At 68.8% G+C, this 24,840-nt stretch carries 23 protein-coding genes; 10 read left to right on the forward strand and 13 right to left on the reverse strand.

Annotated elements, in window-relative coordinates:
- From FFT21_RS18005 to FFT21_RS18015, 3 genes are read right to left on the reverse strand one after another with little or no spacing between them, the layout of a single operon-like run.
- Window positions 1-1,242: an activator-dependent family glycosyltransferase gene (locus tag FFT21_RS18005; protein WP_225978535.1), complete on the reverse strand. Its 1,242-nt coding sequence runs from the start codon at window positions 1,240-1,242 to the stop codon at window positions 1-3.
- A gap of 2 nt (window positions 1,243-1,244) precedes the next feature.
- A complete protein-coding gene (locus tag FFT21_RS18010; RefSeq protein ID WP_137815061.1) occupies window positions 1,245-2,273 on the reverse strand; it encodes a cytochrome P450 family protein in 1,029 nt (342 codons plus the stop codon).
- Window positions 2,274-2,308: 35 nt separating this feature from the next.
- A complete protein-coding gene (locus FFT21_RS18015; protein ID WP_137815062.1) occupies window positions 2,309-3,352 on the reverse strand; it encodes a methyltransferase in 1,044 nt (347 codons plus the stop codon).
- Between the two features lie 214 nt (window positions 3,353-3,566).
- Between FFT21_RS18015 and FFT21_RS18020 the strand changes: the two genes are divergently transcribed.
- A complete protein-coding gene (locus FFT21_RS18020; RefSeq protein ID WP_192909610.1) occupies window positions 3,567-4,817 on the forward strand; it encodes a cytochrome P450 in 1,251 nt (416 codons plus the stop codon).
- Window positions 4,818-4,889: 72 nt separating this feature from the next.
- On the opposite strand, the gene FFT21_RS18025 is transcribed toward FFT21_RS18020, so the two are convergent.
- From FFT21_RS18025 to FFT21_RS18035, 3 genes are all read right to left on the reverse strand, one after another.
- Window positions 4,890-6,500, reverse strand: a complete 1,611-nt coding sequence (locus FFT21_RS18025; protein WP_225978525.1) for an MDR family MFS transporter — start codon at window positions 6,498-6,500, stop codon at window positions 4,890-4,892.
- Window positions 6,501-6,699: 199 nt separating this feature from the next.
- A complete protein-coding gene (locus FFT21_RS29205) occupies window positions 6,700-7,245 on the reverse strand; it encodes a TetR/AcrR family transcriptional regulator (protein ID WP_192909611.1) in 546 nt (181 codons plus the stop codon).
- 217 nt (window positions 7,246-7,462) lie between these two features.
- Window positions 7,463-8,284 carry an AfsR/SARP family transcriptional regulator gene (locus FFT21_RS18035; RefSeq protein ID WP_225978526.1) on the reverse strand — a complete coding sequence of 274 codons (822 nt, stop codon included), beginning with the start codon at window positions 8,282-8,284 and terminating at the stop codon, window positions 7,463-7,465.
- A gap of 528 nt (window positions 8,285-8,812) precedes the next feature.
- Here FFT21_RS18035 and FFT21_RS18040 point away from each other — a divergent pair.
- The 3 genes from FFT21_RS18040 to FFT21_RS18050 all read left to right on the forward strand — a co-directional run bounded on the left by FFT21_RS18040 (window position 8,813) and on the right by FFT21_RS18050 (window position 10,993).
- Window positions 8,813-9,268: a helix-turn-helix domain-containing protein gene (locus tag FFT21_RS18040; RefSeq protein WP_137815066.1), complete on the forward strand. Its 456-nt coding sequence runs from the start codon at window positions 8,813-8,815 to the stop codon at window positions 9,266-9,268.
- A 250-nt stretch (window positions 9,269-9,518) separates the two neighbouring features.
- Window positions 9,519-9,875 carry a hypothetical protein gene (locus tag FFT21_RS18045; protein WP_225978527.1) on the forward strand — a complete coding sequence of 119 codons (357 nt, stop codon included), beginning with the start codon at window positions 9,519-9,521 and terminating at the stop codon, window positions 9,873-9,875.
- Between the two features lie 20 nt (window positions 9,876-9,895).
- A complete protein-coding gene (locus FFT21_RS18050) occupies window positions 9,896-10,993 on the forward strand; it encodes an MAB_1171c family putative transporter (RefSeq protein ID WP_137815067.1) in 1,098 nt (365 codons plus the stop codon).
- A gap of 47 nt (window positions 10,994-11,040) precedes the next feature.
- On the opposite strand, the gene FFT21_RS30730 is transcribed toward FFT21_RS18050, so the two are convergent.
- Together FFT21_RS30730 and FFT21_RS18060 are read right to left on the reverse strand one after the other, a co-directional pair.
- Window positions 11,041-11,253 (reverse strand): acyl-CoA carboxylase subunit epsilon, encoded by a 213-nt coding sequence (locus tag FFT21_RS30730; protein WP_137815068.1) that lies wholly within the window; start codon window positions 11,251-11,253, stop codon window positions 11,041-11,043.
- A 9-nt stretch (window positions 11,254-11,262) separates the two neighbouring features.
- On the reverse strand, window positions 11,263-12,828 hold the full coding sequence (locus FFT21_RS18060) for an acyl-CoA carboxylase subunit beta (protein WP_137815069.1): 1,566 nt from the start codon (window positions 12,826-12,828) through the stop codon (window positions 11,263-11,265).
- A 285-nt stretch (window positions 12,829-13,113) separates the two neighbouring features.
- Here FFT21_RS18060 and FFT21_RS18065 point away from each other — a divergent pair, with 285 nt between their 5' ends.
- The 4 genes from FFT21_RS18065 to FFT21_RS18080 are packed head-to-tail and all read left to right on the forward strand — an operon-like array spanning window position 13,114 to window position 16,211.
- Window positions 13,114-13,512 carry a TOBE domain-containing protein gene (locus FFT21_RS18065; RefSeq protein ID WP_137815070.1) on the forward strand — a complete coding sequence of 133 codons (399 nt, stop codon included), beginning with the start codon at window positions 13,114-13,116 and terminating at the stop codon, window positions 13,510-13,512.
- Between the two features lies 1 nt (window position 13,513).
- Entirely contained in the window at window positions 13,514-14,296 is a 783-nt protein-coding gene (modA, locus tag FFT21_RS18070; protein WP_137815071.1) for a molybdate ABC transporter substrate-binding protein, read from the forward strand.
- On the forward strand, window positions 14,293-15,111 hold the full coding sequence (gene modB / locus FFT21_RS18075; RefSeq protein ID WP_137815072.1) for a molybdate ABC transporter permease subunit: 819 nt from the start codon (window positions 14,293-14,295) through the stop codon (window positions 15,109-15,111). Before modA ends, modB begins: the two co-directional genes overlap by 4 nt.
- Window positions 15,108-16,211, forward strand: coding sequence for an ABC transporter ATP-binding protein (locus tag FFT21_RS18080; protein WP_225978528.1), 1,104 nt, complete (start codon window positions 15,108-15,110; stop codon window positions 16,209-16,211). The genes modB and FFT21_RS18080 overlap by 4 nt, the downstream gene beginning before the upstream one ends.
- A gap of 8 nt (window positions 16,212-16,219) precedes the next feature.
- Here FFT21_RS18080 and FFT21_RS18085 read toward each other — a convergent pair whose 3' ends face one another.
- Window positions 16,220-16,975, reverse strand: a complete 756-nt coding sequence (locus FFT21_RS18085) for a GAF and ANTAR domain-containing protein (RefSeq protein WP_137815073.1) — start codon at window positions 16,973-16,975, stop codon at window positions 16,220-16,222.
- A gap of 45 nt (window positions 16,976-17,020) precedes the next feature.
- On the reverse strand, window positions 17,021-18,142 hold the full coding sequence (locus FFT21_RS30735) for a GAF and ANTAR domain-containing protein (protein WP_137815074.1): 1,122 nt from the start codon (window positions 18,140-18,142) through the stop codon (window positions 17,021-17,023).
- Between the two features lie 516 nt (window positions 18,143-18,658).
- Here FFT21_RS30735 and FFT21_RS18095 point away from each other — a divergent pair.
- Window positions 18,659-20,389 carry an EAL domain-containing protein gene (locus FFT21_RS18095; RefSeq protein ID WP_225978529.1) on the forward strand — a complete coding sequence of 577 codons (1,731 nt, stop codon included), beginning with the start codon at window positions 18,659-18,661 and terminating at the stop codon, window positions 20,387-20,389.
- 15 nt (window positions 20,390-20,404) lie between these two features.
- Here the strand turns inward: FFT21_RS18095 and FFT21_RS18100 are convergent, their stop codons facing one another.
- From FFT21_RS18100 to FFT21_RS29215, 3 genes are all read right to left on the reverse strand, one after another.
- Window positions 20,405-21,097 (reverse strand): hypothetical protein, encoded by a 693-nt coding sequence (locus tag FFT21_RS18100; RefSeq protein ID WP_137815075.1) that lies wholly within the window; start codon window positions 21,095-21,097, stop codon window positions 20,405-20,407.
- Entirely contained in the window at window positions 21,097-23,229 is a 2,133-nt protein-coding gene (locus FFT21_RS18105) for a hypothetical protein (RefSeq protein ID WP_137815076.1), read from the reverse strand. Before FFT21_RS18105 ends, FFT21_RS18100 begins: the two co-directional genes overlap by 1 nt.
- Before the next feature lie 536 nt (window positions 23,230-23,765).
- A complete protein-coding gene (locus tag FFT21_RS29215; RefSeq protein WP_192909613.1) occupies window positions 23,766-23,936 on the reverse strand; it encodes a hypothetical protein in 171 nt (56 codons plus the stop codon).
- Between the two features lie 27 nt (window positions 23,937-23,963).
- Between FFT21_RS29215 and FFT21_RS29220 the strand changes: the two genes are divergently transcribed.
- On the forward strand, window positions 23,964-24,395 hold the full coding sequence (locus FFT21_RS29220; protein ID WP_192909614.1) for a phosphatase PAP2 family protein: 432 nt from the start codon (window positions 23,964-23,966) through the stop codon (window positions 24,393-24,395).
- The last annotated feature ends 445 nt before the right edge of the window (window positions 24,396-24,840 follow it).

Here is a 24,840-nt window from a genome sequence, read left to right on the forward strand (position 1 = left end):
TCACTTCGCGATCTCCTCCAGTTGCGGCACGATGTCGGCCGGGCTCGGCTGGCATCGCATGCTGTCCCTGAGCCGCCGCGCGCCGGCCCGGAACCGGTCCTCGGTCAGCAGCGGCACAAGCTTGTCCCGCACGACCCGTGGGCTCGCCTCGGCGGGCGACAGGTAGATCCCGGCACCCAGTTCGGCGAGTTGCCGGCCGCGGAAGACGTTGTCCCACAGGTTGGAGACGATGATCTGCGGCACGCCGGCCGCCAGCGCGCTTGCCCAGGTGCCCGAGCCGCCGTGGTGGATGATCGCGTCGCAGGTCGGCAGGAGCGCGCGCAGCGGAACGAAGTCGACGAGGCGAACCCGGTCCGGGACTGGGCCGAACTCGGCCTGCTCCGCCTCGCCCAGCGTCGCGATCACCTCGACGTCCAGCTCGGCCAGCTCCCGGACCACGGCTTCGACGTCGACCGGGTTCGCGTAGTTGCCGCCCCGCGCCGTGATGCCCATCGTCACCGCGACCCTGGGCAGGCTCGGGGATTCGCGCAGCCACTCCGGCACCACCGACGACCCGTTGTAGGGCACGTAGCGGGCGGAAATGCTCTGCCGTGGCGACGGGATCCGGAGCTCGGGCGGCGAGAGCTCGATCTGCCACTGCCCGAAGAGTAGGTCCTCGTCGAATTCGCGACCGAACTTTCCGACCGCGGCCGCCAGCCAGTCGCCAAGCGCGTCGTCACGCAGCCACGGGGGCTGTTCGGCCAGCGCGGACGAAACCTTCCGCCGCATCTGGTAGAAGAGGTCAGGGCTCCACACCAACCGCCCGTGCGGGATATTCTTCGCGGCGCCGACAATCGCGCCGGAGAACGTGAACTGCTCCCAGATGATGAGATCCGGCTGCCAGAAGTCCACATATTCGGCCATTTCCCGAATGAAACACGCGTCGTTGGCCAGTGCGTAGAACGTGCCGGTCAGCACGTCGTTGGCGCTCAGCACCTGCTGCGCCGAGTCGTCGCGCATGCCGGTGAAATCGATGCTCGAGTAGAAGGCCACCAGATCGGCGCCGAGCCGGCCCAGCAGTCCGCCGTGCTCGTCACCGGAGCCCACCGGCACCGCGACGAGGCCGGCGCCCGTCACGCGGTCGACCAGCTGCGGCTTGACGGCGACGTGCACATCGTGTCCTGCGGCCTGCAGGCCCCACGCGAGCGGAACCATGGTGTTGAAATGCGCCTCGGCCGGCAGCGACGTCAGGAGTACGCGCATGGTCACCGCGCCTCCCGATCCGTGACGCTCACCGGCAGCCGGACGATGGCGCGAGTGACCGGCGCGCGAAGTCGCCTGGCGGGGCCACCGATCAGTCGGAGGCGACCGAGGTGGCCACGCAGTGCCGCGCCGACCACGATGGCGATCCCGATCGCCATCGGAGCCAGCCGCGGATGGGCAGCCACGGTCAGTGCCGTGGCCTGCGCGCCGCTCCGCTCGCGCCGGACCGCGCCGTTCAGGATGAGAACCCGCGTGCCGGCCTCGATCCGCTGGCCGGCGAGATCCACGGGTTCTCGGGTGAAAAGCCTGTGCAGACGCACGGGCGGGTCCTGGAACAGCAGGCGAGGAACGAGCGTGGTCAGGTCATCGGCCGCAGGCAGGTCCCTGAGCATGCCGAGCGCAGCATTCGTGGCGAGGTTGACGGCCATCTCGGCGCCGAGGACGGCGACCGCGTAGGCTTCCGCACCGCAGAGGTCCCGCAACTCCCGCAGAGAATCCCGTAGCGCGTACCCGTCCGTCAGCCGTGGCGGGCAGACGGACGCGTCCATGGCCCTGCCCGCCAGCTCCGTCAGCCGCTGAAAGCGTTGCCGTCGAACGATTGGAACGTCCAGGGCGTCGCCGAGCACGTCCGCCACCACCGGCCTGATCACCTCGGTCACCAGGTCCAGCTCCGCCGACGGGCGCGCTCGCAGTACCCGGCTGACGGCACCATTCACCTCGTCCTGTGTGGACGGCGACTCCGGCGCGACGACACCGGATTCGGCCCGGATCACCTCGTCGACACAGGCCAACGTGTACTGCGCGGTGCCCGGCTCCGCGGGAACACTCGTGAACCGGGTGTCGCGCAGCACGTCGGCGGCAACAGTTCCGTCGGTCAGGGCGACCGAGCCGTCCCGACACCTGTACAGCGGCTCCTCCGTGCGCAGCCGTGACGCGAGCGCGCCGTCGCCGTCCTGTTCGGAAAGCAGCATCCGCGCGACGAGGTCACCGTGGAACGCATGGACCTGTTGAACGGCGCGCTCGGCGAGCAACCGCGTGTCGAACTCGGTTTCCGTGCACTGCGCGGTCATCGTTGGCCTTCGACGGGGGCCGGCGCCGCTTCGATCAGTGACAGGTCGAACCGCTCCAGCTTCCGCACCTGGATGACGTCGAAACCCGCCTTGGCACAGAGCTTCTCGAAGTCCTCCCGGCTGCGCTCCCGGCCGCCCAGCGCGGTCATCATGTTGAGGTCGCTCAGACGCGAGTACACCGCGCCCGACGCCGCGACCGAGTCGTCCAGCACCGGTTCGAGGATGAGCAACCGTCCGTGGTCCGGAATGGCGCGGCGGCAGTTCACCAGAATCTCGTGCGCGGCCGAGTCGTCCCAGTCGTGCAGCACGCTCTTGATGAGGTAGACATCCGATCCGGCGGGCACGTACTGGAAGAAATCGCCGGCCGTCACCGTGCACCGGTCCGCCACGCCCACCTCGTCGAGCGTGACCTTGGCCTGGGCCACCCCGGCCGCCGTGTCGTACAGGGTGCCGGTGAGCCCAGGGTGGGCGGCGAGCACATTCCCGAGCAGGGTGCCGTCACCACCGCCGATGTCGGTGACCGCCGCGCCTTCCGGGAAGTCGTAGGCCTGCGCGATGTCCTTGGCGATCAGCCGAGAACCCTGCCGCATGGCCAGGTTGAGGCTCTCGTACAGCTCTGGATGGGCGGTCAGGTAGCCGAAGAAGTCGGTCCCGTTGCGGTCCTTGAACGCGCACTTCCCGGTCAGGACGGAGCTCTTCATCTCGTGCCAGGAGACCAGGTCGCCGATGTGCACGGTGGTCAGCTTGGCCAGGCTCGCCAGCGAGTTCGGGTCCGTCTTGCGGAGCAGCTTGCCGCTCTCGGTCAGGCTGAAGCGCCCGGTGTCGTCCTCGGCGCACAGCCCCAGCCCGGCCAGCGCGCGCAGCAGCCGCGTCAGGTTCCGCGGGTCGGCGTTCAGGCCGCGGGCCAACTCGGTCGGATCGGTGAGCCCGGAGTCGATCGCGTCGACGATCTCGAGGTCAAGCGCGACAGCCAGTGCCTGTCCGGCGACATTGGAGTACAGCAGCATGAAAATGCGTTCGTAGTCGGCGCTCGAAGCCATCCTCGTCCCCAATCTCGCGACCTTTTCTCGAAGACTAGGGTCGGAAACTTGACAGGACCTTGAGCCGTGGATGAGTCTCGGCGGAGAGGCTCGGTCACGCCGCCCTAGTCAGCCTCAAGCCGTTGTGTGGGCGCAGGTCATACGATTTGGCAATGGCCCAATGTCGCGTCCAGGCTCGAGGCCGATGCCTGCCGGACCGCCAGGGAGCGGAATCGTGAACAATTACGTCGACGAGCACGAGGACCTTCGGGACGCGTCCTCGGTCATGGACCGTTTGCTGTCTCCAGGACTAGCGGATCCTTACCCGCTCTACGAATGGCTGCGCACGAACGCGCCCGTGTATTTCAGCGAACAACTCGGCGCCCATGTGCTGACGAGATTCGCCGACTGCGAGTACCTGCTGAAGAACCCGACGCTCTTCCCGGCGCCGGACGAGGACGCGTTGATCGGAATGATGCCGGAGGGCAACCGCGTCGACCCGTTCCTCATGCTGGTGAGGTCGCTGGTGAACTCCAATCCACCCAAGCACACCCGGCTGCGCCAGCTGGTCAGCAAGGCGTTCACGGCGCGTCGGGTCGAGGCGCTGACGCAGGACGTCATGCGCATCGCCGCCGACCACGTCGGCGCCGTCGCCGAGCGCTCCGCCGGTCGGCCGATCGACCTGCACGACGAGCTGTCGGTGCCGGTTCCACTGCGGGTGCTGGCCCAGCTGCTCGGCCTCCCCCTGGACGACGACCGGCTGCTGGCCGAGCTGATCCCGCCCATCATGAACGTCATCGATCCCTCGGCCGACGCGGCGGCCATCAAGGCCGCTGACGACGCCTTCGCACGGCTCACCGGCCACCTGTGGGAGCTGGTCGAGCGGCGGCGCGCCAACCCGCGGGACGACCTCGTCTCGGCGCTCGCCGCGATCCAGGCCGAGGACAGGAGCCAGCTCAGCGACGACGAACTGCAAGCGATGCTCGTCGCCCTGCTCACCGCCGGGTACGAGACCACCGCCACCGCGATCGACATCAGCGTGCTCACGCTGCTGCGGCATCCGGAGTACCGGCCGGACCTCAAGACCTACGAGGGCGCCATGCGGTTCACCGACGAAGTGCTGCGGTGGGATCCATCCGGGCCGATGTCCGCCGGTTTCCGGATCGCCGCCGAGGATGTCCGGTTCGGAGACCACAAGGTGCCCGCCGGATCGCAGGTCCGCGTCCTGTTCGCCGCGGCGAACCGGGACCCGGCGGCCAACGCCGACCCGGACCGGTTCGATCCACACCGACCTTCCCCCCGGTCGCTGGCCTTCGGCGGCGGCATCCACCACTGTCTCGGCCGCAACCTCGCGCGTATGGAGATCACCGCGGTGCTGATGGCCGTCGCCGAGCGCATGCCGACCCTGGAGCTGGTGGGGGAGCCGGTCCGCCGGCGTTCGCTGCCGCTGCGGGACTTCTCCTTCCTCCAGGCGCGCCTGCGCTGAGCAGGCCACGCGGTGACGTGCGGCGGAAGGCGGCGGAGGCATGCGCCTCCGCCGCCTTCCGCTGACCCGCGGTTAGCCCTTGGCTGCCGCCCTCTCCTTCGCGGCCTCCTGAGCGCCGGCCTTCGCGCGCAGCGGCACCGACTTCCACAAGACCATGACGACGAGACCGGCGACGGCGAACGCGGTCGCGACCAGGAAGACGGTGCTCATCGAATCGGCGAACGCCTGCCTGAGCGGGTAGCTGACCGAGTCGGGCAGAGCCTGGAGCACCGACGTGTTGTGCACGACGTTCTGCGCCGCGTCGGTGTTACCCGAGTTCAGGCTGGCGACGAGTTGCCGAGCCGCCGGGTCGGCCACGCCCTTCGCCGTCTGGGCGAGTTCCTGGCGGAAAGCCGGCTGCCGAATCGCGGAGCCCACCTGGCCCGCCATGGCCGACGGCGTGAGCGCGAACCACAACGCGAGGAAGACCGCGACACCGACCGTGCCGCCGATCTGCCGGAAGAAGGTGGCCGCCGCCGTTGAAATGCCCAGGTCCCGGGCCGGGAGAATATTCTGCATCACCAGCGTGATCGGCTGGTTGAAGCACCCGATGCCAGCGCCGAGGGCGAAGGTCACCGGTAGCAGGGCCCACTGGTTCTCGGTCCCCGACAGCACGTACATGAGGAACATGCTGGCCACCGTGACGACCGCCGAGACCAGCGAGTGCACCCGGTAACCCCCGGTGCGGGAGATGACCTGGCCCGACACCAGTGCACCGACGATGGTACCGGCGATCATCGGCAGGAGCAGGACGCCGGCGTGGGTCGGCTCGGCGCCCAGCACCACCTGGAAATACTGCGGCAGCAGGCTGAAAGTGCCGATCATGAGCGCACCGAGGATGAAGGCGAGAACGGTGCCCTGAGAGAACCGCGGGTTCCGGAAGATGTGCAGCGGCAGCAGCGCGTTCGCGCCCATCCGTCGCTCGGTCCAGAGGAAGGCGAGGAGGCCGACGCCGAACACCACGAAGCAGGCGACGGCCGGGACCGACCCCCAGCCCCAGACCTGGCCGAACTCGGCCACCACGAGCATCGGGCCCAGTGCGATGGTCAGCAACACGCCGCCGATCCAGTCGAGGCGGACGCCCTCGCGGCGCAAGTGCTGGATGTCCAGGACCTTCACCACGACGGCCAGCGCCGCCAGACCGAACGGCACGTTGATGAGGAACACCCACCGCCAGCCGGTGATACCGGCGATGCTCTGCGCGTTGGCGAACAAGCCGCCGATGACCGGTCCCAGCACGCTGGAACCGGTGAACACCGCCAGGAAGTAGCCCTGGTAGCGGGCGCGTTCCCGGGGCGCGACGATCTCGCCGAGGATCGTGAACGCCAACACGCCCAGGCCACCGGCGCCGATGCCCTGCACCGCCCGGAAGGCGGCGAGTTCGTACATCGAGGTCGCGCACGCGCAGGCGAGCGAACCGAGCATGAACAGCGAGATGGCGAACAGATAACAGGGCTTGCGCCCGAAAATGTCGGAGACCTTGCCGTACAGCGGTGTGACAATCGTGGAGGTGACCAGGTACGCGGTGGTCACCCACGCCTGCTCGGTGTAGTCGCCGAGGTCGTCGGCGATGACGCGGACGGAGGTCGCGACGACCGTCTGCTCCATGGCGATCAGGAAGATTCCCATGAGCAGGCCGGACACCACGTACAGGATCTGCCGATGGGAAAGTATCGCCGGATTCGATTCAGAATTCTGGACCGATAGGCGGTCAGACATGATACGTACTCTCTTCTAGGCGAACACCAGTAGGCTCTGCCAGTCGTCGACCAACTGGCAACGCTGAAATATTCATAACTTGGTCAACACTGACCGCACGCTCACCAGGCTCAGCCCGCGGTCATTATCTTGCGAACAAGGAATCCAACTGGGCGAACACGACACCGGCCGATTCCGGGTTCAGCTGAACGCCCTTGACCGCCCCGATCACCAACTCCACCGCGCCGTCTGTGTCCACGCGATCCGACCACACGCCCCGCTCACCCCCCGCGACCAGCAACTCGCGCAACGACCGACGCCAGTTGGCTTCGTGATGCTCCATCACCCTCCGGACCGCCGGGTCCCGGCGAGCACGCAGGCTGAGCTCCGCCGTCACGACGAAGACCTCCGGCGAACTCGCCAGCAGCTCCCGCAGATGCGTCAGATACTCCCGCAGTGACTCGTCCGGACCAGTTGCTTCCGGCAGGGTCGTGCCGAACTGCCTGATCGCGTATTCGGCGACTCCCGCGACGATTTCTTTCTTCCCCGGAAAATGGTGATGCAGCGTCGAATGGTCAATGCCGACCTCTTCGGCGATCTGCCGCAGCCGTAGCCCCTCGAATCCGACCTCCGCCACCTGCCGGAAGGCAGCGCGAACGATCTCACCCCGCCGGTCAACACGCTCCAACACGCCAACTCCAGGACTCCACCAACCGGTTGGTTGAGTCTCGCACACGTCGACCGAGGCCTGCAACACGCTGAAGGAGCTGGCACAACGAGGTGTTGAGGCTGGTCGCCGGGCGGGCGTGGCCGCGAACGGGCACAGCAGGCAGGCCGGTGTGCCCGATCTCCCGCATACCGGCACGCGGGCAGGACGTGGGCGGCGGTGACTTCCGCGGGCCCCCGCGTCACGCCAGGCCGTACTCCCGCAGCGACAGCTCCGGCGTGTTCGCCAGCACCGCCTGGTGCAGTTCCTGCAGGCGACCGGACGGTTCGACGCCGAACTCCTCAACCAGGTTCTTGCGTAGATTCCGGAAGACCTCGAGCGCACGCCAGGCCGCACCGGAACGCTGGAACGCGATCATCAGTAGCGCGCAGAAGTTCTCGTGCATCGGGTTCTGCTCCACCAGCATGCGCAACTCCGGAATCAGCGCCGCGTGCTTGCCGAGGTGGAAGTCCGCGAGGATGCGCCGCTCGAGCACCCGCATGCGGGCCTCCTCCATGCCGATCGCCTCGATGGCCAGCACCCGCCCGACTGACACATCCATCAACGCCGGGCCACGCCACAGGTCGAGCGCCTGGCCCAGGTATCGGGACGCGCCTGCCGCGTCGCCCAGGTTGAGCGCGGTGTCCCCATCAGCGGCCAGCCGCTCGAACTCGCGCAGGTCGAACGAACTCGAGGTGGCCATCAACTGGTAGCCGTTGAGCCGGGTGGCCAGCAATTCCTTGGCCGCCCGCTGGGACTGAACGGGCAGCGAGTCCGCGATCAGCCGGCGCAGCTGCACGACGTAGGTCTGCAAGGTGGTCGTGCCGGTGCGCGGGATATCGTCCCCCCAGATTTCCTCCATCAGCGTCGACACCGGGACGACCTGGCCACGCCGCAGGGCCAGCAGCAGGAGCAACTGCCTCGGCTTGGGCGCGGTCGGCGTGATCGACCTGCCGCGCAGTGTGACCGACGTCGGTCCTAGCACCCTGATGCACACCGACCGGTCGTCGATGGCCTCGTCCATCCGCGGCGGCACCACTGCACGAAAATCCTCATCGGCTCCGCCGGTCACTTGTAAATCAGCAATATTAAGACGCTTGGCGCACACCGTCAATCTACCCCCAGGTTTTTGTTGAACCCGCGCCAACAATCTCACAGATAATCGCAGCCCGTACGGCCGCCTATCTACCTGCCAACCAGGCAACGTAGGCGTTCAGGTCGACGCCAACGTCAACCTGAAGAATTACCAGCCCAACGGCCGCGCTGATTGTTTCACCGACGAGGCGGCGTGGACGTGCTGGCCGAATGAGCGACCTCAGTGCCTACACGGCTTCACCCGAGCAATGCCCGCCGCTGTTCGGTCGCCGTGTCGACGACATGCCATTCGCTATTCCTCCCCGAGCGCATCACGAATCGCGCCCTCCGCCGGGCGAGTCCGATATGATGGACCAACGCTGTGCCAGCGTACGCGATCGAAGACTCGCGGTCAACTATGGAGGACTCTCCGCCCCCACAGGATCCACTATGATGGACGCTCGAGGGGGTGGGCAGTGTGACCGGGACCGAGGGCGGCGACCACGAAGGCGACACCTTCGCGATCAAGCTACGGCGCCTGATGCTGACCAAACGGCATGGTGACGGTCGGCCGTACACGCCAAGCGAGGTCGCCAAGGACATGACAAGGCAGGGCCGCCCGGTATCCAAGAGCTACATCTACGCGCTGCTCAACGGGACCAGCGAGCCAAGCCACAAGCTGGTTGAGGACTTCATAGCCTACTTCGGGGTCGAAGCAGAATACTTCAACAACTCACCGCGTGGACGTGAGCTCGCTCGGGACTATGAGCTTCTTGCCTTACTGGCCAAGGGGCAGGTGCTTGAGATCGCGTACCGTACTGCCCGCCTACCGGCAGAAGATATCAAACACGTGCTGGAGTTCGTGGAGTTCAAGGAGAGCCAGCTCAAACCGAAGGAAGGTCAGCCCGATTCGGAGGATCCTCCGCCTGGATAGCATGCCGGCGGTCGTAGTTTGCCACAACACTCTGACGCTGAGCCAAAAAAAGGGGGAAGATCGGGTGGAGTCGCTCCTGCAACGGAGAATAGGGGAGTTTCGCCTGCGGCGGCGTCTGCGAAAAGAACTACGGGCCGTTGGGCTCGACTCCCCGGCCAGTATGGACGAGTTATGCGCACGTCTGAGCCAGCACCGTGGTCGACCGATCACCGTCCTGGCCTACCCGTTACCGGTGCCAGGACCGTCTGGGTTGTGGATCAAGAGGGCGGCGGATGATGTCATCCTGTATCAGGCTGCCACCACACCAGCCCACCACGAGCAGATCAAGGCGCACGAACTGGGACATATACTGTCCAACCATCCCGCCGAGACGAGCGAGGAAGAAGACCTGCAGGCGCTGATGCCCAACATCCCGATCGAGGTCATCCGCCGCGCCATGCGTCGACGCACCACCTATCACGGCAGTGCCTATGAATGGGAAGCCGAAACGGTGGCCAGCATTCTACTGGAATCCGCTGCTGTCGCACGTTCGGTGAACCTGCCCAGCCGATCGACACGAGCGCGGCACGTCCAGCGCGCCCTCGGGGATGGACGAAACTGGCTATGAGCACCGTACTCCTTCGGTGCGTGACGCTGGCGTGGTTTCTGTACCGGTTGGTCCGTACGCCACGCGACGCAGGCCTGTACGCCATCGTGGTATGCCTGATAATCCAACTTCTCACAATACCCGAGGTCATCTTCAAGATCCAGTCGATCACGGGATGGACCGCCGTACCGACGTTGAAGTTGATAGTTAACTACTCGCTCACCGTGTCCCTGTATTTGATGATGTTGTTCTTCCTCCTCTCAGCCGGGGGCGGCCTGCGGCGGGCGGTGATCGAAGGTGCGGTTGTCTTGTCCGTCTGCGCGGGGATGACTATCGCGATGTTCACCACGCCAGAGCCGGTTCAGGCTCAGGCTTACTCCGGTGTCGGCGGACTGCCAGAAAACATGAGCGTAACCGGGCTGGCACCGTTTTTCCTGCTTGGTAATGCATACATTTCTTACATGTCGATCCAGATCGCTCGCTTGGCCCTTCGATACGCCGAAGAGGCGAATCCTCGTGGCCGGATCGGTCTACGCATTGCTGCCGTAGGACTTTTCTGTTACTTCCTGACCGCTGTGGTCCGTTGCGTGGCAACGGTCGTACGATGGGCGGGACATCCGGGATTTGGCGTGCACCTTGTCGCACTGATCAATGAGGGTGCTCCGGCGGGGACTGCCGTGTTTCTGGTTGGCGTGTCCTACGTCGGGTTGGCCGCCAGACTGGCCGCACTGCGCACCTGGCTGAGGCACTGGCGGGTCCACGACGAACTCTGGCCGTTATGGCATCAGCTCAACATCGCGTTTCCGAATGACGCGCTGCAGAGTGCGCCCAAGCATCGCTGGGTCAACAGGTGGTCCCCCATGCACGTACACCGGCGATGGTGGCGCCGGCTGGTCGAGTGCCGTGATGGGTTGGTACAGCTGAGTCCACAACTGGTGGAGGCCGGCCTGGATCATGGGCGGCCCATCCACGAGCAGGTCGAGTGTGTCCGGACGGCGCTACGACGCCAAACACACGGTCATCAACCTGCCTCCCGGAGCGCGGTTCTCGTCGCCGCTCCCGACACGGACGAACTCGACTCCGACGAGCAGCAGTTGGTCCGTCTCTCGCAGGCCCTGGCTCAGGAGGGAAAGCCGTGACGCCGCCAAGACCGGGCCCAGAATCTCCTGGGGACCGCGCTCGGAATCTAGGTCGACCGGCCGAAGGCCCCGCTCGGCTGGGCCCACGAGCACGGCGGGCAGTATTCCAACCGCTGGTCGGACCAGTTCGGAGCTCCCTGGGCGGGTCGTTGCTGTTCCGGCGCGGCTCGCCGGAACAGCGTCAGGACGACGATCAACGCGGCCAGCTCCGTCGGGTCAGGATTCCCGCTCCTTACGCGGACCAGCGGCTCGGTTCTCATACGCCCTCATTACATAGGTGGGTTGCCGTGCTTGCGCGACGGCAGGTCGGCATGTTTCCTCCGCAGCACCGACAGCGAACGTATGAGCACGCTACGCGTGTCCACCGGGTCGATGACGTCGTCCACAAGTCCGCGTTCCGCCGCGTAGTACGGATGCATCAGCTCCGTGCGGTACTCCTTGACCATGCGGCGCCGCATAGCCTCCGGATCGTCAGCCGACGCGATCTGCTTCCGGAAGATCACGTTAGCCGCGCCTTCGGCGCCCATCACCGCGATCTCGTTGGTCGGCCACGCGAAGCACAGGTCGGCTCCGATGGACTGCGAATCCATCACGATATAGGCGCCGCCATACGCCTTGCGCAGCACGACGGAGATCCGGGGCACGGTGGCGTCGCAGTAGGCATACAGTAGTTTGGCTCCGTGCCGGATGATGCCGCCGTGTTCCTGTGCGACACCGGGCAGGAAGCCCGGCACGTCCAGTAACGTGACCAGGGGGATGTTGAACGCGTCGCAGAGCCGCACGAACCGGGAGGCCTTCTCGCTCGCGGCGATGTCCAGCACACCGGCGAGCACGGCAGGCTGGTTGGCCACGAAACCCACCACCTCGCCGGCCAGTCGACCCAGGGTGCAGATGATGTTGGTAGCCCAGCGTTCGTGGACCTCCAGGTGCTCGCCGTCGTCAACGATCTCCTCGATCACCCGGCGCATGTCGTAGGCCCGACGGGTGTCGGCGGGCACGATGTCCAGCAGTAGCTTGCCGGGCCGGTCGACCGGGTCATCCGAGGGTTGCCGAGGCGGCAACTCGCGGTTGTTGGACGGAAGCAGCGACAGCAGGTAGCGGACGTCCTCCAGGCAGGCCCGCTCGTCGTCGTACACGAAGTGCGTGACCCCGGATTCCTCACCATGAACGTCCGCACCGCCGAGGGCGTCGTGGTCGACCTGTTCGCCGGTGACCACCCGGACCACGTCCGGTCCGGTGATGAACATTTGTGCGGTGTCACGCACCATGAACACGAAGTCGGTCAAGGCTGGCGAATAAGCCGCACCTCCGGCGCACGGCCCGAGGATTACCGATATTTGCGGGATGACCCCGGACGCCTTCACGTGCCGCTGGAAAATCCCACCATAACCGGCCAGTGCCGTGACACCCTCCTGGATCCGGGCGCCCGCGCCATCGTTCAGGCCGACCAGGGGGGCACCTGCCTTGATCGCCATGTCCATGATCTTGTGAATCTTGGCGGCGTGCGCCTCGCCAAGCGAACCGCCGAAGATACGGAAATCATGTGCGTAGACGAAGATCGGCTTGCCGTGAACCGTGCCCCACCCGGTGACCACGCCGTCGGTGTGCGGGCGCACCTCGTCGAGCCCGAATCCCGTCGCACGGTGTCGGCGTAGTGGCTCGACCTCCTGGAAGGAGCCCTCATCAAGTAGGAGCGCGATGCGTTCTCGAACCGTCAGCTTTCCCTTGGCATGCTGCCTTTCGGTTGCTGAGTGGTCGCCTTGGGCAAGCGCGGTCCGAAGGGCGTGCAATTCGGCGACCTTTGCCCTGACCGCGCCATTCTCTCCGAGATCCACGATCGGCTCCTGTCCCTTACCACAATGTCGGATCGAGTGTCCCACCCTGCGCTAGAATTTCGGTGCAAGACGGCACAAGACACCATTGATATCGACGTATCAGCATTACCCGAGGTGGCCAGGCCGTCATGCCCGCGCCCCTGCCCAAGGCCTGAGCGCGGATCGCCCGGCTTGGTAACCGCGCCGCGGGTTATGGCGCCCCGGCAGGTCACGCACACCTGACCTCCGCGCGAGCGGAACCGAAGGGTGCCGCTGACCGCGTCTGCGGGAGTATCGTCGGCGTTTGTGCCGCAATTTCGGATCAGCGAGGCCGCCGAGCTGCTGGGGTTCAGCGACGACACCGTGCGCCGCTGGGCGGACCAGGGCCGGCTCACGGTGCACCGCGGTGAGGGCGGCCGGCTCACCGTGGACGGGCGGGAGCTGGCCGAACTCGCCCAGCAGCTCGCCGACGCCCCGCCGCCCGGGACCGCGATCCGGACCTCGGCCCGCAACCGGCTGCGCGGCATCGTCACGCGGGTCACCAAGGACGGGGTCATGGCCCAGGTGGAGATGCAGGCGGGGCCGTTCCGGCTGGTGTCGCTGATGAGCCGGGAGGCGGCGGACGAACTCGGGCTGGAGGTGGGCGTCGTCGCCGTCGCGGCGATCAAGTCTACGCAGATCACCGTGGAAATCCCGGAGGCATGACGTGAGCAGAACGTGGCGCCCGCTGGCCGCCCTCGCCGCCGCCGTCCTGGCGCTCGCCGGCTGTGGCGGTGGCCCGGCCGGGCCGTCGAACTCGGGAAGCGGGGCGGTGACCGGGGACGTGACGGTGTTCGCCGCCGCGTCGCTGACCGAGTCGTTCACCGAGCTGGGCAGGCGGTTCGAGGCGGCGCATCCCGGTACGTCGGTGAAGTTCAACTTCGGCGGCAGCTCCGCGCTGGCCCAGCAGATCAACAATGGCGCCCCGGCCGACGTGTTCGCCTCGGCGAGCCCGACGAACATGAAGCAGGTCCGCGACGCCGGGGGGGTCGGCGGCCAGCCGGTCACATTCGCGCGCAACACCCTGCAGATCGCGGTGGCCAGGGGCGACCCGAAGCACATCGCCTCGCTGGCCGACCTGACCAGGCCGGACGTGCGGCTCGCGCTGTGCGCCGAGCAGGTGCCCTGCGGGGCCGCGGCGAAGCAGGCGTTCCAGGCGGCGAACGTGACGCCGAAGCCGGTGACGCTGGAGCAGGACGTCAAGGCCACGCTGACCAAGGTGCAGCTCGGCGAGGTGGACGCCGCGCTGGTCTACCGCACCGATGTCGCCGCGACGAAGGGCAAGGTCGACGGCGTCGACTTCGCGGAGGCGGCGAAGGCGGTCAACGACTACCCGATCGCCACGCTGGCCAGGGCGCCGCACGCCGCGGCCGCGCGGGCGTTCGTGGACTACGTCCTGTCGCCGCAGGGGCGCGAGGTGCTCGGCAGGGCGGGTTTCGGCGCGCCGTGAACACGGCCGCCCGCACCCGTACCGCCCGAGCGCGGGCGGGGGTTCCGGTGGTGCTCGCCGCGCCCGCCGTGCTCGGCCTCGCCTTCCTGGTGCTGCCGCTGGTCGGCCTGCTCGTCCGGGCGCCGTGGGCGACGCTGCCGCAGCGGCTGGTCGCCCCCGGGGTGGGCCAGGCGCTGCGGCTGTCGCTGGTGTGCGCGACCTCGGCCACCGCGATCTCGCTGCTGCTCGGCGTGCCACTGGCGTGGCTGCTGGCGCGCACGGCGCTGCCCGGCCGGCGCGTGGTCCGCGCGCTGGTCACCGTGCCGCTGGTGCTGCCGCCCGTGGTCGGCGGGGTGGCGCTGCTGCTCGCGTTCGGCCGGCGCGGCGTGATCGGCCAGTACCTGGACGCCGCCTTCGGTGTCTCGCTGCCGTTCACCACCGCCGGCGTGGTGGTCGCCGAGGCGTTCGTCGCGATGCCGTTCCTGGTGATCGCCGTCGAGGGGGCGCTGCGCGGCGCGGATCCCCGCTACGAGGAGGCGGCGGCCACCCTCGGCGCGTCCCGGTGGCTGACCTTCCGGCGGGTCACCCTGCCGGCGGTGGCGCCCGGGATCGCCGCGGGCACGGTGCTGTGCTGGGCCCGCGCCCTCGGCGAGTTCGGCGCCACGATCACCTTCGCCGGCAACTTCCCGGGCACCACGCAGACCATGCCGCTCGCGGTCTACCTGGCGCTGGAGACCGACCCGGACAGCGCGGCGGTGCTCAGCCTGATGCTGCTCACCGTGTCCGTGGTGATCCTGGTCAGCCTGCGGGAACGGTGGATCGGAGCCAGCGCATGACCAGCACCGCGCCCGCCGGGGCAGGCATCCGGCAGGGAAACGCGATGAGCCTGCACGCCGACCTGGACGTGCGGCGCGGCGCCAGGTTCCGGCTGCGGACCCGGTTCGACCTCGAACCGGGCCGCACGCTCGCGCTGCTCGGCCCGAACGGCGCGGGCAAGAGCACCGCCCTGCGCGCTTTGGCCGGGCTGCAACCGCTGGCCGCCGGCCGCATCCGGCTCGGCGACCGGGTGCTCGACGCCCCCGAGGACCGCACGTTCGTCCGGCCCGAGCACCGGTCGGTCGGCGTGGTGTTCCAGGACTACCTGCTGTTCGGCCACCTGTCCGTGCTGGACAACGTGGCCTTCGGGCTGCGCGCCCGGGGCGTGCCGCGCCGGACCGCCCAGCGGAGGGCGCGGGACTGGTTGCGCCGGGTCGGCCTGGCCGACCACGACCGCCGCCGGCCGCGGTCGCTGTCCGGTGGCCAGGCCCAGCGGGTGGCCCTGGCCCGCGCGCTGGCCACCGAGCCCGCGCTGCTGCTGCTGGACGAGCCGCTCGCCGCGCTGGACGCCGGCACCCGCGTCCACATCCGCTCCGAACTGCGCCGCCACCTCGGGGACTATCCCGGGGCTTGCGTACTGGTCACCCACGATCCGCTGGACGCCATGGTGCTGGCCGACGAGTTGCTGGTCGTGGAGAACGGCGAGGTGGTGCAGCAGGGCCGGCCCGCGGACATCGCCCGGCACCCGCGCACCGACTACGTGGCCACCCTCGTCGGGCTCAACGTCTACCGGGGCCGGGCCGAGGGCACCCTGGTCGACCTTGTCGGCGGCGGCACGCTGACGACCGCCGAGCCGGCGCACGGCGAGGTGTTCGTCGCCTTCCCGCCCACAGCGGTCAGCCTGCACGCCGGCCGGCCGGACGGCAGCCCGCGGAACACCTGGCCGGTGACCGTGGCCGGGGTCGAGCAGCACGCGCACACCGTCCGAGTCCGGCTGGCCGGCACGCCCGACGTACTCGCCGACGTCACCCCGGCCGCGGTCGCCGAACTCGACCTCACCGAGGGCAACGCGCTGTGGGCGGCGGTGAAGGCCACCGAAACCCACACGTATCCGGCCTAGGACCGGGCTCAGGACCGCGGCCGGCCGGCGAACCTGAGCACCTCCACCGCTCGGCTCTGGTCGGTGACGACCGCACGGGCGACGTCGGTGAGCAGCAGGTTGTGCGCCCGCGCGTAGTCACGGAGCCGACGGAACGCCTCCTCGACGCTGATGTGGTTGGTGCCGGACAGCGCGCCCTTGGCCTGCTCGATGATCACTCGGCTGTTCAGCGCGCCCTGCAGTTGCTCGACCAGCATCTCGGTGCGAGCGATGGCCCGCTGCTGCACGATGGCGATCGTCGCGCTGTCCGCGAGTGCCTGGGCGAGCATCAGGTCGTCCGCGGGTAGCGGCGCGGTCTCGACGCGGAAGATGTTCAGCCCCCCGATGACCTGGTCCCGCAGCCGCATGGGCAGCGCGTGCACGGTGTTGAACCCCTGGTGCGCGGCCTCCCGGACAAACCCCGGCCACCGGTCGGCCCACCGGGACAGACCCACCGCGGTGACCGGCTCACCGCGGTGGAAGCACTCCACGCACGGGCCGTGCTGGTCGTTCTCCAGCTGGAACAGCTCGACCAACCGGGCCTGCTCGTTGGAGGAGGCGAGCAGCCGCAGGCTGCCATGCCCGTCGGTGAGCAGCATGCCGGCCGCCGACGCGTCGAGCAGGTTCACGCAGTGCCGCGCCACCCGGTGCAGCAGGTCCAGAACGTCGAAGTCGGCGACCATGGTGTCGGCGATGTCCACGAAAGCGGCCGCCAGCACCGCCTCCCGAGTCGCGCGGGTCGTCATGGTTCCTCCCCTGCGATCGCGTACCTGCTCGACGCCGACACGGCGTCACTCCTGTTCCTCGCCGAGGTCCAGCCGCCCGGCCATCACGTCCTCGGCCACCTCGTCCACCCGGCGGGCGTGGCGGAAGGCGTAGCCGCGCAGCCGGGCCAGGGCCTCCCCCGTGTCGATCTTCAGCCGCGCCGCCAGCGCGCCGGTCGCCTGGTGGACCACCGCGTGGTTGCGCCAGGACAGGTCGAACAGGTCGGCACCGTCACCGGGGCCACCCTCCGTGGTGAGCTGCGCCTGGTAGTTCAGCAGGGCCAGGGTCACCGCGTCGGCCACCGCCAGCGCCTCGGCCTCCGCCTCCAGCGCGCCCGGATTGGCGCGGTAGCAGTCCAGCACGCCGATTCCGCTGATACCCACTTGCAGTGGGAACGCGAACAGCGCGCCGACCCCGAGAGCCTGCGCGGCCCTGGTGAACATCGGCCACCGCCCGCTCGGATCGGCCGCGCCCAGATCCGAAACCAGCACCGGGCGCGCGTCGCTGAACGCGGACACGCACGGGCCCTCGCCGAGGTCGAACTGCAGCTGCTCGATCCGGGCCCCGACCGCGTCGCTCGCGCCCAGCATTGCCCGCCCTTCCTGATCTCGCGTGACCAGCGTCACGCCGACTCCGTCGACCGGAAGTACCTCGAGGCACACTCCGCACAGCCGGGCCGGCAACTCCGCGGGCTCCGAGAGCTCGACCGTGATCGCCGCCAACGCCCGTGCCAGCCGAAAGCGATCCCCAGCCATGCCGCATGCACCACCGGCTCCGCTAGACCTTGGGTGCCAGCCGGCGCGCCACAGGGGTCCGGATGAACGCTTCCGACCGTGTGTACACCTCCCATGTACACATCGGAGGCTAGTCCCAGCGGGCGGAAAGTCACGGGGCGAAAGGCCGTCCACGACCACGACCGAGGTCCCGCCCATTTCGCGAATCGAATTCGAGTCTCGCGGCGGCGGACGCATCAGTCGATATTTGCCGCGGTGCCTGTTTGGACCTATTCTGGACACGGCCGTAATCGCATGGCCGGAAAGCACTTGACGACCAGGTGTTGCTCGGGACCCCGGTGGCACCCACCTAGGGGGAGTGAGCATGGCCTGGCCAGGCATTTCGCTGGCCGCGGCGTTGCTCGCGGCATCCATGCCCGGTTCCGACAACGCCCCTCGGGGTGCCCGCAAGCAGCCCCCGCCGCGTATCGGCGGTGAGGTGCGGCGGCCGCCGGCCGAGGAACTCAGCCCGGACGGTCACGGTCGCGGGAGTTCCGTCACCGCGCACGCGGAGGCCACCCGGCGGGCGCTCGCCGACCTCCACGGCCAGATGGTGCAGGAACTCGACCGGATCATCGACGACCTCTACGAGGTGGCCCTCAACCTGCATGCGATCGCCGGCAAGACCGACCGCAACGACATCCGCATGCACGCCCAAGCCGCGATCGGCCGGGTCAACGAGGTGATCACCGCCATCGGCAGCACCGCGCACGCGCCGGACGTTCCCCGGCGCACCGACCCCACCGAGGACGCTGACGGCGGGTTAGCGTCGAGCGTTCGGAAACCGGTGGCCCGCAGGACCAACGCGGTACCCGCGCGTCCAAAGGTCGTCTCGCATGCGCGTGAACACCTCGTGAAACCCCTCGTTCCGCACCGGTGGAAGGCGCCAGGATGGGCGCCGTGGCCGTCGCGCTGGACCATGTGCGCGTCTCGTACCAGCCGCTGCTCAACCTCCACACCGGCGGCGTCGTCGCCATGGAGGCGACCGTCCGCGTCACCGCCCGCACCGCCGATGACCTTCGCCGCCAGGTGGGGCGGGAGAACCCGCGCGCCAGGGTCGACGTGGCGCTGGCCGCGACCGCGATCCGCGCCGCCGCCGAGTACCGGACCGCGCTGCCGACCCACGTCAATCTCGCCGCGTCCACTGTGGACCGCCCGGAGGAGCTGGGCCCGGTGCTCGACGCGGTGCGCGAGGGCGGCCACCGGCCCAGGGACGTGGTGGTGGAGATTGGCGCCCCGTTCGACGGTCTCGCCCGCGCGGACTTCATCCACGGGTTGAGCCTGCTGCGCCGCGCCGGCCTGCGGGTCGCCTTCGACGACCTCGGCGACGCGGGCACGCCGCTCGGGCTGATCATCGAGGCCGGCCCGGAGTTACTGAAGCTCGACGCGGCGACCGTGGCCCGGCTGCCCGACGCCGCGGCGCAGCGGGCGGTGGCCGGCTCGATCGCGCACCTGGCCAGCCGCATCGGCGCCCAGGTGGTGGGCATCGGGGTGGCCACCGAGGCGCAGCTCACCGCGCTGCGCGCGGCCGGCGGCCACCTCGCCCAGGGTGACCTGCTGGCGCCCGCCAGCCGGCGACCGCTGGCCGCGGCCACCCTGTCCGAGACGATGACCGCGCTGATCGAGCCGGAGAGCGCCGTGTCGCCGGCCCGCGACCCCGGCCCGCTGGTCACCGACTTCGTGCACGCGGCGACCATGCTGCGCGAGGACGTCACGGCGCACACCGCCTGGTCCGCGCTCGCCGACCGCCCGCTGGCCAACAGCGTGATCCTCACCGACGAGCAGCGGCGGCCGCGCGCGTTCCTCGACCGCACCCGGTTCCTGCTCTCGCTGAGCGGCCCCCACGGCCACGCCCTCTACACCCGCCGCCTGGCGCGGCGCCTGGCCGACCCGCCGTTCGTGGTGCGGGCCGACTGCACCGCGCTGGGCCTGCTGCAGATGCTCGCCGGCGTGGAACGCGTCCGCCGGCACGACGACATCGTCGTGGTCGACGACCACTACGCCGTGCTGGGCGTGGTCCAGGTCGGCGACGTGGTGCGCGGGCTGGTCGACCACCAGGTCCGCTACGCCACCGCGCTCAACCCGCTGACCCGGCTGCCGGGCAGCGACGAGGTCGGCCAGGACATCGAGCGCCGGCTGGCCGCCGGCGAGACCTTCGCGGTGGGCTGGCTGGACGTGGACGGCTTCAAGTCCGTCAACGACACCGGCGGGTTCGCCGCGGGCAACGAGCTGATCCGTGCTCTTGGCCGCGCGCTGACCGACGTCGCCGCCACCCTGCCCGGCGTCGCCGTCGGCCACGTCGGCGGCGACGACTTCCTCATCGCCGCCGGCCTGGAGCAGCTTGGGCCGCTAGCCAGCACGCTGCTGGACACGCCGTTCACCGCCGCCGGCCGCGAGGTGACCCTGTCGCTGGCCACCCTGGTGTGCTCGGCCGGCGCGGTGCGCGACTACCGCGACGTGTCCGCCCGGCTCGCCCCACTCAAGCGGCACGCCAAGGCGTTGCCCGGCACGAGCTGGGTGATGGGCCGCCTCGACACCGACCGGGTCGACGTGCTGCGCGGCAGCCCCTTACCCGCGCACCCCCGGCCCGGGCGCCGCCGGCACGTCAGCGGCGCCCGCTGACCCGCCACGAGACGGTCAGCCGAAGAACGGGAAGAACGTCGACGTGTCGGTCGGCGGCGGGGCGACCACGGCCGAGGCGACGACCAGCGACACCGCGATGTACTGGCTTGCCCGCGAACACGTCGCCGTGCGGGTCCCGGTCGCGCCGGCGGACGCCAGCGACTGCGACGCGGCCGCCGTGGCGATGTAGTTGGCCGATCCCTCGATGTTGGCGATCGTCGTCATGCCCGGGGGCGTGGTGTAGGACACGACGTTGTTGAACACGTCGGACGACCAGCCGCAGAGCAGCAGCCCGCCGGTCACCGCCGGGCTGACCGACGGCGCCACCTGCGCGGTGGCCACGCTCGCCGAGCTGTTCCAGGTCGCCCCGACCGCGAGCGGGGTCGTGGAGTCGTAGCCGGTCACCGCGATCAGGACGACCGAGTGACCGTCGGCGGCGTTCGGCGCGGCGAACGGGTACGGCCCGGCGCCCGCCGATGCCCGGGTCGCGAGCCACACCTGGGCGAACTGCGGCCACTGCGACACCAGCGTGGTGGAGCCGTTCAGGGTGAAGGCGGCGGGGGCCGTCATGGACGCCAGGTCGCCCTTGTTCGCGTTGTGGATGGCGATGAGCAGGTCGCCGACCTGGGTTCCGGCCGGGGCGGCGGCGCTCAGCGACCCCGCCGACGTGGAGGCGACCTGGGTCACCGCACGAACCGTGGCGGCCATCAGTACCCCTTCGCCACTGCGAGGACGTACCACCTGGCGGTGGTGGCGTTGTACACGGCACCGAGGAAGTCCCGCCGGTTGGGCGTGGCCGTGGTGGTGAAGGAGGGAATCGTGGTGCCGAAGGTGAACGCGCTGTCCAGGCTCAGCGACCGGTTGCCGGTGGCGTCCTGGATGATCTCCCAGATGACCTTCTGACCGTCCGTCGCGTTGGTGGGGTTGGCCAGCAGCCGGTTGCCGCCGAGCGTGACCCGGAAATGGTTGGACAGCGACGCGTCGGTGGTGATGACGGGCGCGTCGGTGAGAGTGACCGGCATTCCGTTGCTGCTCATGACCGTGTCGTAGCCTTCCCAAGCGAACGATTCGACTTCCCATGGCTGCACCGACCGGCTGCCGTAGGTGACGCCGTCCCCGTTGTTGTTGAGGTAGTCGCCCGGCACCAGGGCGGGCAGTGTCGCCCGCCACGCGGGACTGCCGAGATAGGTGCGGCTGTTGTCGAAGATCTGGAACCGGTTGGTCTGCGTCGAGTCGCCGCGCAGCCACACCGCGGACCGGAACTGGCCGGCCTGCGCGAAGGAGTTGCCGTTGATAACGATGTCCTTCACGCCCAGGTACTGGTAACCGGTGGTGGGCACGCCCTGGTCGGACACCACGCCGTAGCCGGTGTCGAGCGTGGTGGAGACGGTGTTCCTGCGGAAGACGAGTTTGATCGACCCGTAGTTGGCCGGGTTCTGGATGCCTCCGATACCGCTTCCGGCCCACCCGTTGATCCACAGTGCGGTGTTGGAGAAGTTCCGGAGGGTGCAGTCCAGAACGATCGTGGAGCGCGGGTTCTCCGGGTAGTACAGCGCGTCGAACCCGCCGTCGACCAGACAGTTCCGGGTGATCGTCTCGCCGGAGAATCCCCAGCTTCCATTGCCGTGCCAGACGGCGCGACCGTTGGGTCCGGGGTGGAAGTAACAGTTCTCCACCAGCCAGTACCGGCTGCCCGTGCCGTGCTCGTTGACGGCGTGTGACAGGGTGTCGAAGAACTGGGAGTGCCGGACGACGACGCGCTGCATGAACTCACCGGTCATCCAGGACTGCTGGTGGGTGTCCCCGCTGGTGCCCCACACGCAGCCGACCATGGTGAGGTTCGCACCCTCCTCGGCGAGCACGCGGTACTTGACGGTGTTCCCGTCCGTGCCGGCGCTGCCGTATCCCGCCGCGCCGCCGTCCGGGCCGTCCACGTCCACGATGCGGTTGCGGTACCCCTTCGTGGCGATGAACTTCGCGTTGGTCCAGCGCACCAGGACGTCGGCGACGTGGGAGAACGCCGAGTCGCCGAGGTCGACGCCCCAGAAGAACTCCATGTTGGTGCTGGACTTGCCCTGCACCGTGCACCGCTCGACACCGACCCGCGAGCAGACGATGCGTTGCGGCACCACGGAGGTGGTGAAGTGGCAGGCGAACGGGTACCGGAACGTCACCGAGGTGCCGCTGATCGCCACGATCTCGTTGGTCTCGCAGGGGAAACGGTCGTCCATACCGGTCGGGTCGTGGACGATGCCCAGGCTGCGGCACCGGGCGAGGAAGGTGTTGGGGTCGCCGGTCTGCGGCTGCCGCTGGTTGAACTTGATCACGTCGCCGACCGCCAGGCCGGCGACGGAGGTCCACTGGGTCGTGCGGTCGCCGGGGTTGATCGCGGCGGCCAGTGACCCGGCCGTGTTCACGGTCCTGCCGAAGCGGATGAGGGTCGGACTGACGCCGCCGGACCCGGGGTTACCGATCCACGAGGGGGCAGGCTGGATGATCGTCGCGGTCTTGCCGCCGCCCCGGATGACCACATTGGACCATGCGGTGCCGTCCACCATGCCGTCCAGCGCGTAGGTGACCGGCGCGCTCGGTGTCCCGGCGAGCTGCACCACCCCGCCGCCGGCGGCGTTCGCCGCGTCCCCCGCCGCCTGGATGGCCGCCCGCGTGGTGCCGTTGGCTGTGAAGACGGGGCCGCCGCTGCCGGACACCCGGATCTGGGCGTGCTGGGTCGCGGGCAGTTCGATCCCGCCGACCACGGCGGTCACGAAGTAGTCGTAGGTCGTCCCCGCGGTGACCGTGCTGTCCCGCCAGGCGCAGCCGTCCCATTTGTCGACCGTCATGGGTACCACGGCGATCCGAACGCCGTTCCGGTACACCCGATGCTCGGTCGCGGACGGCTGATCTCGATCCCACGTGACCCATACCGAAAGGGCGGTGGGGTCGGTGGAGGACTGGGTGGCAATAGGGTGTTTTGGCATGGGGCGACTACCTTGGTAAATGCCGCGCGCTAATGCGGTTTCGGAGTCCTGGGAACTTTCCTCCAGGCCGTCTCCGAAAGCGTGGTCCGAACGGCGGGTACACGTCTAGGTCCAGACAGGTGAACGTGAGGGTCCGAACGTATTCCCTGGATTACCGGAATAGTGAGTATTGGGTCCGGAGTGGATAGTGGGTTTCTTGGGGCCAATGTCTTCTTCGGCCACTGCCGGGGGTGGTGGGACCGCGCCATCGCCCGTTCCACCATTCGTGGGGTTGTCCCGGATGTCGCGGCCGCGCTGCGAACGGCGCGGTGCTCGCGCGGTTGAATGCTTGCCGGCAGATCAGGCGGACGGGCTTGGCGGGCCGACGGAGGGTGTGCATGGACGTACGGGAAGCGCGGTCAGTGCGGTCGGCGCTGGTGCCGCCGGAACTCCGGGGACCGGCGCGGTTCGCCGTCGGCACCTGCGCGTTGGTCGTCCTCGCCCTCGGTGTCCGGTACCGCGCGCAGCACGTCCCGGGCCAACTCGATACCGACGTCGAGGACTGGCTGCGCGCCCACGTGGCCGGCCATGCCCCCGTCCTGCACGCGGTGGCGACCGTGGGAAGCCTGCTGCCCGTACTGGTCGCGGTGACCGTGGTGGCGGCCGTGGGATATGCCGTCGGGCGCTGGCGGATGGTGCTGCTCGCGGTGCTCGGTCCAGCGGCGGCGATCGCGGTGACCGAGAGTCTGAAGCCATTGTTCGGGCGCACGATCAACGACTACTGGTCCTTTCCCAGTGGACACACGACCGCCGTGGTCTCCCTGCTCACCGTGCTGGCCCTGATCTGGCTGCGCCGTCCGGGTCGCGGCGTCGCGGTCGTCGTCGGTTCCGTATTCCTGGTGCAGGCGGTTCTCGCCGCCGGTATGGCCATTGCTCTTATCCGCCTGCATCTGCACTACGCCACCGATATCGCCGGCGGCGGTTGCACCGGATTCGCGGTCGTGGTCGTGGTCGCTTTCGTCACCGAGCGCCTCGGCGGACGCCGATAGCACCGCGCGGCCGGCCGGATGGATCGGCCGCGATCCGATCGTGGTCCGATCGGGCACGGGGTGACCTCCGGGAATCTCGGCTCCGTGACGCCGCTTGCTACGGCCGTGTACGCGTCCGGGTGTCCCGCCCGAGCCACTGACCCGATCGAGCCCGCCGTGATGTTGACGCAGGGTGACCACGGTGCGGGTACGGCCCCCTCCCGCTGTCGGTGACCCGTGGCAGCCCCCCTCACGGCACGCAGCCTCGGCGCACGCCCACCGATCACGGACGCCGAATCCGCCGCGTGACCGACGTCCCGCGATTCCCCGCCTGGCCGAGTGTTCTGCCAGTCCTTCCGTGTATTCGACCGTGCGCGCCCGGTGGTCGCGCTCATAGCATACCGATCGGCGATCGAATTTTTCCGTCGCCGCTTATCGATAATGAACACACGGGGGGCCCAAATGA

The sequence above is a fragment of the Gandjariella thermophila genome (assembly GCF_005405885.1).
GTDB classification, from domain to species: Bacteria; Actinomycetota; Actinomycetes; order Mycobacteriales; family Pseudonocardiaceae; genus Gandjariella; species Gandjariella thermophila.

Coding starts and splice junctions, on each gene's coding strand:
- FFT21_RS30735 (WP_137815074.1), bottom strand. CDS start 18,142: ATGGATGCCGCGAGCAACGCCGCGGCCAGCGAAATGCCTGGCCAGGCC.
- FFT21_RS18100 (WP_137815075.1), bottom strand. CDS start 21,097: ATGGCCGCCACGGTTCGTGCGGTGACCCAGGTCGCCTCCACGTCGGCG.
- FFT21_RS18080 (WP_225978528.1), top strand. CDS start 15,108: ATGACCAGCACCGCGCCCGCCGGGGCAGGCATCCGGCAGGGAAACGCG.
- FFT21_RS29215 (WP_192909613.1), bottom strand. CDS start 23,936: ATGGCCGGCCACGTGGGCGCGCAGCCAGTCCTCGACGTCGGTATCGAG.
- FFT21_RS18035 (WP_225978526.1), bottom strand. CDS start 8,284: ATGGACGAGGCCATCGACGACCGGTCGGTGTGCATCAGGGTGCTAGGA.
- FFT21_RS18015 (WP_137815062.1), bottom strand. CDS start 3,352: ATGGCTTCGAGCGCCGACTACGAACGCATTTTCATGCTGCTGTACTCC.
- FFT21_RS18105 (WP_137815076.1), bottom strand. CDS start 23,229: ATGACGGTCGACAAATGGGACGGCTGCGCCTGGCGGGACAGCACGGTC.
- FFT21_RS30730 (WP_137815068.1), bottom strand. CDS start 11,253: ATGAGAACCGAGCCGCTGGTCCGCGTAAGGAGCGGGAATCCTGACCCG.
- FFT21_RS18095 (WP_225978529.1), top strand. CDS start 18,659: ATGGGCGCCGTGGCCGTCGCGCTGGACCATGTGCGCGTCTCGTACCAG.
- FFT21_RS18005 (WP_225978535.1), bottom strand. CDS start 1,242: ATGCGCGTACTCCTGACGTCGCTGCCGGCCGAGGCGCATTTCAACACC.
- FFT21_RS18085 (WP_137815073.1), bottom strand. CDS start 16,975: ATGACGACCCGCGCGACTCGGGAGGCGGTGCTGGCGGCCGCTTTCGTG.